The sequence below is a fragment of the Roseiarcus sp. genome (assembly GCF_049514155.1).
In the GTDB taxonomy this organism is placed as follows: Bacteria; Pseudomonadota; Alphaproteobacteria; order Rhizobiales; family Beijerinckiaceae; genus Roseiarcus.
The window spans coordinates 1-7,338 of the sequence record NZ_JBEKVH010000174.1 but is presented as its reverse complement, the minus strand read 5'-3'; the positions used below and the strand labels follow the sequence as shown (position 1 = coordinate 7,338).

Below are 7,338 nucleotides of genomic sequence, written 5' to 3'. Positions count from 1 at the left end.
ATTCGTTCGTGCTACCGCCTTTTTGCAAGATCGAGGCGCCGGCCCGACAACGAGCCGTAACGTCATCGCGTCACGGGAGGAAATGATGCATTCCATGCGTAATTTCATCGGCGTCTCTGTGCTTCTCGGGCTGGCTATGCTGACCGGGCCGAGCGCCGCATCGGACAACAAGATCGCCTTGATCTCGGGTGGCCCGCACCCGTATTTCAAGCCGTGGGAACAAGGCGCCGCCGATGCTAAGAAAGATTTCGGCATCGCCGCGGTGGATTTTAAAGTTCCATCGGATTGGAAACTCGACTTGCAGACAGGGTTGATCGAAAGCCTGGCGGTTCAAGGCTACAAAGGCTTCGGCGTCTTCCCTGTCGACACCGTCGGCATCAATACGACCCTGTCAGAGCTGAAAGGCGCGGGAGTCCCATCCATCTCCCTTGCCGGATGCGCGCAGGACCCGACCGACGCCGCATTTTGTCTCGGCACCGACACCTACCATTCGGCCTACCTCGGCACGAAAGAGCTGATTAAGGCGATAGGCGGCAAGGGCGCCATCGTACACCTCGCAGGCCTTCTCATCGATCCCAACACCACTCTGCGCGTCAAGGCCGTCGAAACCGCCGTCGCCGAGACCAATGGGGCGGTCACGCTCTTGCAGACGGTGGCCGACACGGACTCGCAAGAAGCTGCCGACCAGAAAATCAACGCGCTGCTCGCCGCTCAGAAGGATCAAATCGGCGGCATGATCGCCACCGGCTACATTTCGTCGGTGGTCGCCGCCAAGTCGTTGCGCACACTCGGCGACAAGCGCATCAAGTTCATCGGCATCGATGACGACCCGATCGTCCTAGAAGCCATCAAGGATGGATTCGCTTCGGGAACCATGGTGCAGAACCCGTATGGGCAGGCCTATGTCGGCGCGTACGCGCTCGATCTCCTCGCGAGCGGAAACTGCACCGTCAACGCCGGGGCGCCCTGGATTAAGACGCCGCAGACGGCGCATTTCATCGACTCGGGGACGCTGGTCGCCAACGCCGCGAACCTCGACACATACAAGGACGATTTGAAGAAGATCTCCTCGGATCTCACGACCAAGTTCAAGACGACTTACTTGAATTGCAAATAGCTGGAGCGAGCTTGGGTCTTCCGTGTCGAACCCTAATATCGACAACCGCTCCAGTTGACGCGGGATCGACATCCTCGGACGAAGCATCGCGCCCCGCCGCTTGAGACGGCGGCGCGGTGGTCCGAGCGACCACGGGCTCTCCCGCAGCCCTGTTTATGGATTTTAGCTATGACTGACGGCGCCACAAAAGTAACGCCGGCACGGGCGCGGTTCGACCTTGTCGCGATCGCGTCCCAGTTTGGTCTCGTCCTCATCATCGTCGTGTTCTGGACGATCTTCTCCTTGCATGCGCCCGGTTTTCTATCGCCGTTCAATCTCTTCACGGTGGGCCGCGCGCTCTCGATCGACATTGTCATCGGCTTCGCCCAAATGGCGGTGTTGGCGACCGGCGGCATGAATCTCTCCGTCGGTTCGATCGGCTCCTGCGCCGTAATGGCGGGGGGCTATCTTATGCAAACACTCGGCCTTCCTGTGCCGATCGCGATCTTCGGCGCGCTCACTCTCGGCGCGGCGCTCGGCTGGCTCAATGGCGTCGTCATAACGCGCAGCGGGGTCAACAGCTTCATCGTCACGCTGGCCAGCGCAAATCTCTTCACTGGCGCGATGCTTATCCTTACCAAAGCGGTTCCGCTCAACGCTCTGCCACCTGACGTCGGCGCCTTTGGAAAATTGCGGATTGCCGGATTCGTTTCGCCGCTCCTGCTCATCGCGATCGCAATTTGCTCGATCCTTTTTGTCCTCTATCGTTACTCCAGTTTAGGACGACGTATCCTTGCGGCGGGCGCCAACAGCCGCGCGGCCGAAATGTCGGGTGTGCCGGTTGGTCGCGTCATCACGATCAGCCACGCTCTGTCCGGCCTCCTGGCGGCGGCCGCAGGCATGATGGTCGTTGCGCGGTTGGGTTCCGCAATGCCTGCGGTTGGCGGCGAGGACTGGTTGCTGCCGTCCTTTCTTGGCCCGGTGCTAGGCGGTACCTTGCTGTCAGGTGGCGCCGTTGCGGTCGTCGGCACGATGTTCGGCGCCCTGCTTGTGACAACCATTCGCAGCGGCCTTCTCGTGCTGCAGATCGGAAATTTCTGGCTGCAATTCTACCTCGGCGTGATCCTCCTCCTTGCAGTTCTCGTTGACCGATATCGCGCACTCTACGCTGAGCGTCACGGGAGTGTTCGGCAATGAAGGTGTTCCGCCGTCTTCTCCTCATCGAATGGTCAGGTCTTGTAGCTGCTATCTTCATTGGCGCCAGCGCGCTTGCGTTCATCGCGCCGAATTTTCTCACCACATTCAACCTCTATGTCATGCTGCGCAGCCTCTGCGTCGGATTGCTCGTCGCGTTCGCGCAAATGATTACACTCGGCGTCGGCCAAATGAACGTCGCCGTCGGCGCCATCGGCGGGTTGGCCGCTGTCGTACTCGGTGGCGCAATGGAAGTCTTCGGCATCCCGATAGCCTTGGCCGTGCCGCTTGCGGTGACGATCGGCGCCGTGGGAGGGCTGATCAACGGCGTGCTGACTGTCCGCACAGGCATAAACGCCTTCATCATTACGCTCGCAACCGGGTCCGCGTTCACTGGGATTAATTTCGGCATCACCGGAGCGATTCCATTCTACGAGATGCCGCCGGCGCTGACGGCTTTCGGCAGTGGACATTTCGGCCCATTTCCCTACCTCATCGTGGCCCCGCTGATCGTCGCGGCGCTGCTCGGCGTGTTCTTCGCCAGGACAGCGGCAGGACGGCGATTGCTCGCCTACGGCGGCAATCCCAACGCGGCCGAACTTTCCGGGATTTCGAGCGAATGGGTGGTCGTCTCCGCCCACTGTTTGTCCGGCCTGCTGGCAGCGGGCGCCGCTGTGCTCGCGGTTGCGCAGCTGGGATCGGCCCAGCCCACCATCGGTTCGGATTGGCTGCTCCTTTCCTTCGCCGCGCCGATCATCGGGGGCGCCGCATTGACTGGTGGATATGTCTCGGTGCTCGGCACGATGTTCGCGGTCCTTCTCATCGGACTTATCGAAAACGGCATGGTGCTGGCCAAGGTCGATCCTTACTGGGTTCAATTCTCGCTCGGCGTCCTGATACTCGCCGCGGTCGGTTTGAATCGCTGGCGAGCGATCAACAGCGGGGCAGATTGAAATGAACTTAGCAGTCGAGTCGGTCGCCAAATCGTTCCCTGGCGTGTTGGCGCTCGACGGCGTCTCGGTCGATCTGAAGGCTGGAGAAATTCACGCCCTCATGGGCGAGAACGGCGCTGGGAAATCAACCCTGATCAAAATCATCACCGGAGTGTTCCGCCCGGACTCTGGGAATGTGCTGCTTGATGGCAGGCCGGTTGCATTCAATTCGCCGCGCGATGCGCTCGCAGCCGGCATTGCGGTCGTCCACCAGGAGAGAAATCTGATCCCGCGCTTCTCCGTAGGAGAGAACATTCTGCTCGAGCGGTTGCCCACCAAGAATGGTCTCGTCGACTATACTGCCGTTGGGCAGCAGGCCCGCCGCTACCTCGATCTGCTCGACCGCAATATCGACCCGCGCTCCGAGGTGCGCTCTCTCTCTGTTGCGCAAATGCAGATTGTCGAGATCGCCAAAGCGTTGTCCCTGGAAGCCAAAATTTTGGTGCTCGACGAACCGACCGCCTCGATCACCGGACATGAGAGCGCCGCCTTTTTCAAGCTGTTGAGGCAGTTGTGCGGCGAAGGTGTCGCGATCGCCTTCGTTAGCCATAAATTAGAGGAAGTTTTCGCAATCGCCGATCGCGTAACAGTTCTGCGCGACGGCAAAAACGTGGCGACGGGCGTGCCAATCGCGCAAATGACGCGTCAAAAGCTCGTCTCTTTGATGATTGGGCGAGAGGAGCGAGTAGCGCAAATTGGCGAGCGAATTGTCGACACCACCGCGATCCCACTTGAGACGAGAAAGCTTTGCACGTCGCTCGGGCATAAAGGGATTGATCTCGCTTTGTATCGCGGCGAGATCCTCGGCCTATACGGTCTTGTCGGCGCGGGCCGCAGCGAATTGGCTCACGCGATCCTCGGCGCGGGTAAGATCACCGCAGGCGATCTGCTAATCCGCGGGCAGTCGGTGCGTGTCCGCGACATGCACGACGCATTGACGAGATTTCGCCTCGGCTACGTCAGCGAAGACCGCAAGCAGGAGGGCCTGATCCTCATGCATTCGGTCAGTAAGAATATCGCCATCACCATTTGGGATCGCCTAGGAGGCGCTCTCGGTCTGATCAGTCGGCGCCGAGAAGCAAGAGCGGTCGCGCCCCTCGTCGGGCGGTTGGAAGTTCGCACGCCATCTCTTGGACAACCCGTTCGCAATCTCTCGGGGGGCAACCAGCAAAAGGTCTCGATCGCCAAATGGCTAGCGGCCGAGGCGGAAATCCTCATCATCGATGAGCCCACGGTGGGCATCGACATCAAGACGAAAACTCATCTTCATGAATTGATCGGTGAGATCGCTCGCGAGGGTGTTTCCGTCCTCCTCATTTCCAGCGATATGGCGGAGATGATCACGCTCGCCGACCGCATCCTCGTAATGCGCGACTTCCGCATCATCGGCGAGGTCGCCAACGACCATATCTACGAAACGGTGAGCAAGGCGATCATGAACCGAATTCACACGGTCGATCAAGTCGAGCCAGTGGGGCCCTCGATCGGCAGCGCTGTCCGATAGTGTGAGGTCGCCGAGGGTTTCGCGCTAAGCGCGAAGCTTTCGAAACGCGGCCAAATTGACGAAGGAACTTGCGTGTGCAGTAGCGCGACGTCGCGTATGATGTTTAATGGCTTTGCGGTCCCGATCAGAACTGATGCGACGTTCGGCTGAAGCAATGGGAATTGGAGCGCCGCTGCTGCCAATGAGATTCCAACGTCCTCAGCAGTCGCTTGCATACAGCGAACGCGTTCAATTATGTCTTTTGACGGAGTGGAATAGTCGAAGCGAGCATCGAGAGTCGGCCCCGTCGCCAAGATTCCCGAATTGAATGCACCGCCGACGACAAGAGCGACTCGACTCTTCACGCACATCGGTAACAGGCGAGCGGCAGCCGATCGATCAAGCAACGTGTAGCGACCGGCGAGCAACAGGCAGTCGAGCGGCGCGCGCGACAGCACGTCGAGACACGCGTCAACGTCGTTGCACCCAAGACCGATGGCGGTAATCGAGCCACCCCTCTTCAACTCTTCGAGGGCCCTAATCCCACCGTCCATGAAGTCACGGAAGTGTTTCTTATACGCTTCGGCGCCGAGACTGCGAATTTCGAGATCGTGCACATAGAGGATGTCGATTCGTGGCAGGCCCAACCGAGCCAAACTGAATTCATAAGACCTCATAATCGCGTCGTAGCGATAGTCGTAGTCGACCTTAAACGAAAGGGGATCAACGAAGCCGTAATTCGGGATTTCGCTCTCAGGAACTGGGGACAAGAGCTTGCCGACTTTCGTCGAAAGGACGTAATCGTTGCGGCCGCGGAGAAAATCTCCAACTCGCCGCTCCGAAAGGCCGAAACCATAAAATGGCGCAGTGTCGAAATAGCGGATACCGGCATTCCAAGCGGCCTCCATCGTTTCGAACGCCGCGTCACGAGAGACGGCACGATACAGTCCCCCAATCGCGCTGGTGCCAAAACCGAGCACCGTAGTCTCCAGTGGGATCGCGCCCAACGACCGCGACAGCATTTGATCAATCCCTACGTGTAGCCAACAAGAATATTAGAGCAAGTTGTCTTCAGGTTGGCGCAATTCCGATTGTCATCGCGAGCGACAGCGAAGCGATCCAGACGAAGCCGCAGCCGCAATCCCCAAGTCTGGATCGCTTCGCTTTTGCTTGCGATGACGACCGAAATGATTCGACTCAAAGGCAACATGCTCTCGATCGCGATTGGGGGGCACGATGTTTCGCGCGTCGCTTGGTGGTTGAGCATCACGGCCGCGGCCGGAGCGGTGTCGCCGGCCGCGCATTCGACTCGAAAGCGGCCTCGACCAGCGCCATCGTCTTCCATGCGTCCTCGACCGAAGCGATCAAGTCCTTGTCCTCGCCCGCAACGAACCGCTGCAAATTGGCCATGCGGCCGACGAAGGCGTCGGGGAACCAGGCGCCGTGCAAAGGGACCTGGGCCCAGTCTGTCTCGCTCTTGGCGCGAATCCACAGTTCGTCCGGCTCGCCGCGGGGATAGCCGAGCAGCAGGCCAAGCTTAACGTAAGCCGCGCCCTCGGCGCCGTCGAAGCGAAACTCGGCGACTTGGTTGCGGCGGCCGAAAGCATGGTCGTGATTGATCGACATCGCCACGCGCACTTCGTCGCCATAGTCGAGGATCGCCGTCGTGCGCGTTTGCGCCATGTCGGAAGCTGGGTGGCCGATCGTCTTGGCGTGAACACCCTTCGGGTCGCCGAGGAAGCCGCGAATGAGGTCGAGGTAATGAATCGAATGTACTGTTATCTCGACGCGAGGCTGGGCCTTGAGGAATGCGAACAGTCTCCAGGGCGTATCAACCGCCAAGTGAAGTTCGACGTCGATGAGCCGGCCGAGCAGGCCGCGATCGAGCGCATCCCTGACCGCCAGCATCATCGGCGCGAAGCGCAACTGGAAATTGATCGCCGCTATCAGTCGGCGTTCGCGGCAGACTTGGAGGATCGCGGTGGCCGCGTCGAGGTCCGATCCCATCGGCTTCTGCACCAACGCCGCGGCGCCGATCGGCAGGCGCTCGAGCACCGACTTATGCGCCGCAGGCGGCGTTGCGAGATCGAAAATCACCCCAGGCGTCGCCAGCGCCTCGTCGAGCGAAGCGAATACGCGCAACCCGCCAAACTTTTCGGCGACGGCTCTGGCGCGCGCTGTGTCGAGATCGAACAGGCCAGCGATTTCGTAGCCCGCCTTGCGATAGGCGGGGAAATGCGCGTCGGCGACGATCGAACCGGCGCCGATGGTGACGATGGGGCGCGGACGCGTGGGCGACGGCCAGGCCTGGCGGAGGGAGGCAGGGACGAATGTCACAAGATCCTCGGCGGCAGTTCGTCTTGATCTTGCAACGGGGTCAATCGAGGTGAAAGACTTCTTCCGCCCCCGCCCACCATTCGTCGCTCTTGCGCGACGCGAGCGGCTGCTGCATCGGCATGGTGACCGCCCACCATTCCTGGGTGCGCTGGTCGGCCGCCATCTTGGCTGCGTCCTTCGCCCAATCCTCGCCGTGATATTCCCAGTAGCCGAACAGCAGGTTCTCCGGTTCGCGC

Annotated in this window: 7 protein-coding genes; 4 read left to right on the top strand and 3 right to left on the bottom strand. The window is 60.2% G+C overall.

Annotated elements, in window-relative coordinates; genetic code table 11:
* From ABSF49_RS18655 to ABSF49_RS18640, 4 genes are all read left to right on the top strand, one after another.
* The coding region (locus ABSF49_RS18655) for a sugar ABC transporter substrate-binding protein (protein ID WP_424114143.1) at positions 1 to 1,117 on the top strand (1,117 nt) is incomplete at its 5' end.
* Positions 1,118 to 1,285: 168 nt separating this feature from the next.
* Positions 1,286 to 2,293, top strand: coding sequence for an ABC transporter permease (locus ABSF49_RS18650; RefSeq protein WP_424114142.1), 1,008 nt, complete (start codon positions 1,286 to 1,288; stop codon positions 2,291 to 2,293).
* Entirely contained in the window at positions 2,290 to 3,243 is a 954-nt protein-coding gene (locus ABSF49_RS18645) for an ABC transporter permease (RefSeq protein WP_424114141.1), read from the top strand. Before ABSF49_RS18650 ends, ABSF49_RS18645 begins: the two co-directional genes overlap by 4 nt.
* A 1-nt stretch (position 3,244) precedes the next feature.
* The gene (locus ABSF49_RS18640) at positions 3,245 to 4,786 is read left to right on the top strand and encodes a sugar ABC transporter ATP-binding protein (protein ID WP_424114140.1); all 1,542 of its coding nucleotides are present in this window, start codon (positions 3,245 to 3,247) and stop codon (positions 4,784 to 4,786) included.
* Here the strand turns inward: ABSF49_RS18640 and ABSF49_RS18635 are convergent.
* The 3 genes from ABSF49_RS18635 to ABSF49_RS18625 all read right to left on the bottom strand — a co-directional run.
* Complete coding sequence (locus ABSF49_RS18635) at positions 4,741 to 5,787, bottom strand: aldo/keto reductase (protein WP_424114139.1); 1,047 nt, start codon at positions 5,785 to 5,787, stop codon at positions 4,741 to 4,743. The genes ABSF49_RS18640 and ABSF49_RS18635 overlap by 46 nt on opposite strands.
* 244 nt (positions 5,788 to 6,031) lie before the next feature.
* Positions 6,032 to 7,102 (bottom strand): Gfo/Idh/MocA family protein, encoded by a 1,071-nt coding sequence (locus ABSF49_RS18630; protein WP_424114138.1) that lies wholly within the window; start codon positions 7,100 to 7,102, stop codon positions 6,032 to 6,034.
* Between the two features lie 40 nt (positions 7,103 to 7,142).
* On the bottom strand, positions 7,143 to 7,338 hold a 196-nt coding region (locus tag ABSF49_RS18625), incomplete at its 5' end, for an L-rhamnose mutarotase (protein WP_424114137.1).

Excerpts from the sequence above, each read along its gene's own strand:
- ABSF49_RS18650 (WP_424114142.1), top strand. The coding sequence starts at position 1,286 with ATGACTGACGGCGCCACAAAAGTAACGCCGGCACGGGCGCGGTTCGAC.
- ABSF49_RS18645 (WP_424114141.1), top strand. The coding sequence starts at position 2,290 with ATGAAGGTGTTCCGCCGTCTTCTCCTCATCGAATGGTCAGGTCTTGTA.
- ABSF49_RS18640 (WP_424114140.1), top strand. The coding sequence starts at position 3,245 with ATGAACTTAGCAGTCGAGTCGGTCGCCAAATCGTTCCCTGGCGTGTTG.
- ABSF49_RS18635 (WP_424114139.1), bottom strand. The coding sequence starts at position 5,787 with ATGCTGTCGCGGTCGTTGGGCGCGATCCCACTGGAGACTACGGTGCTC.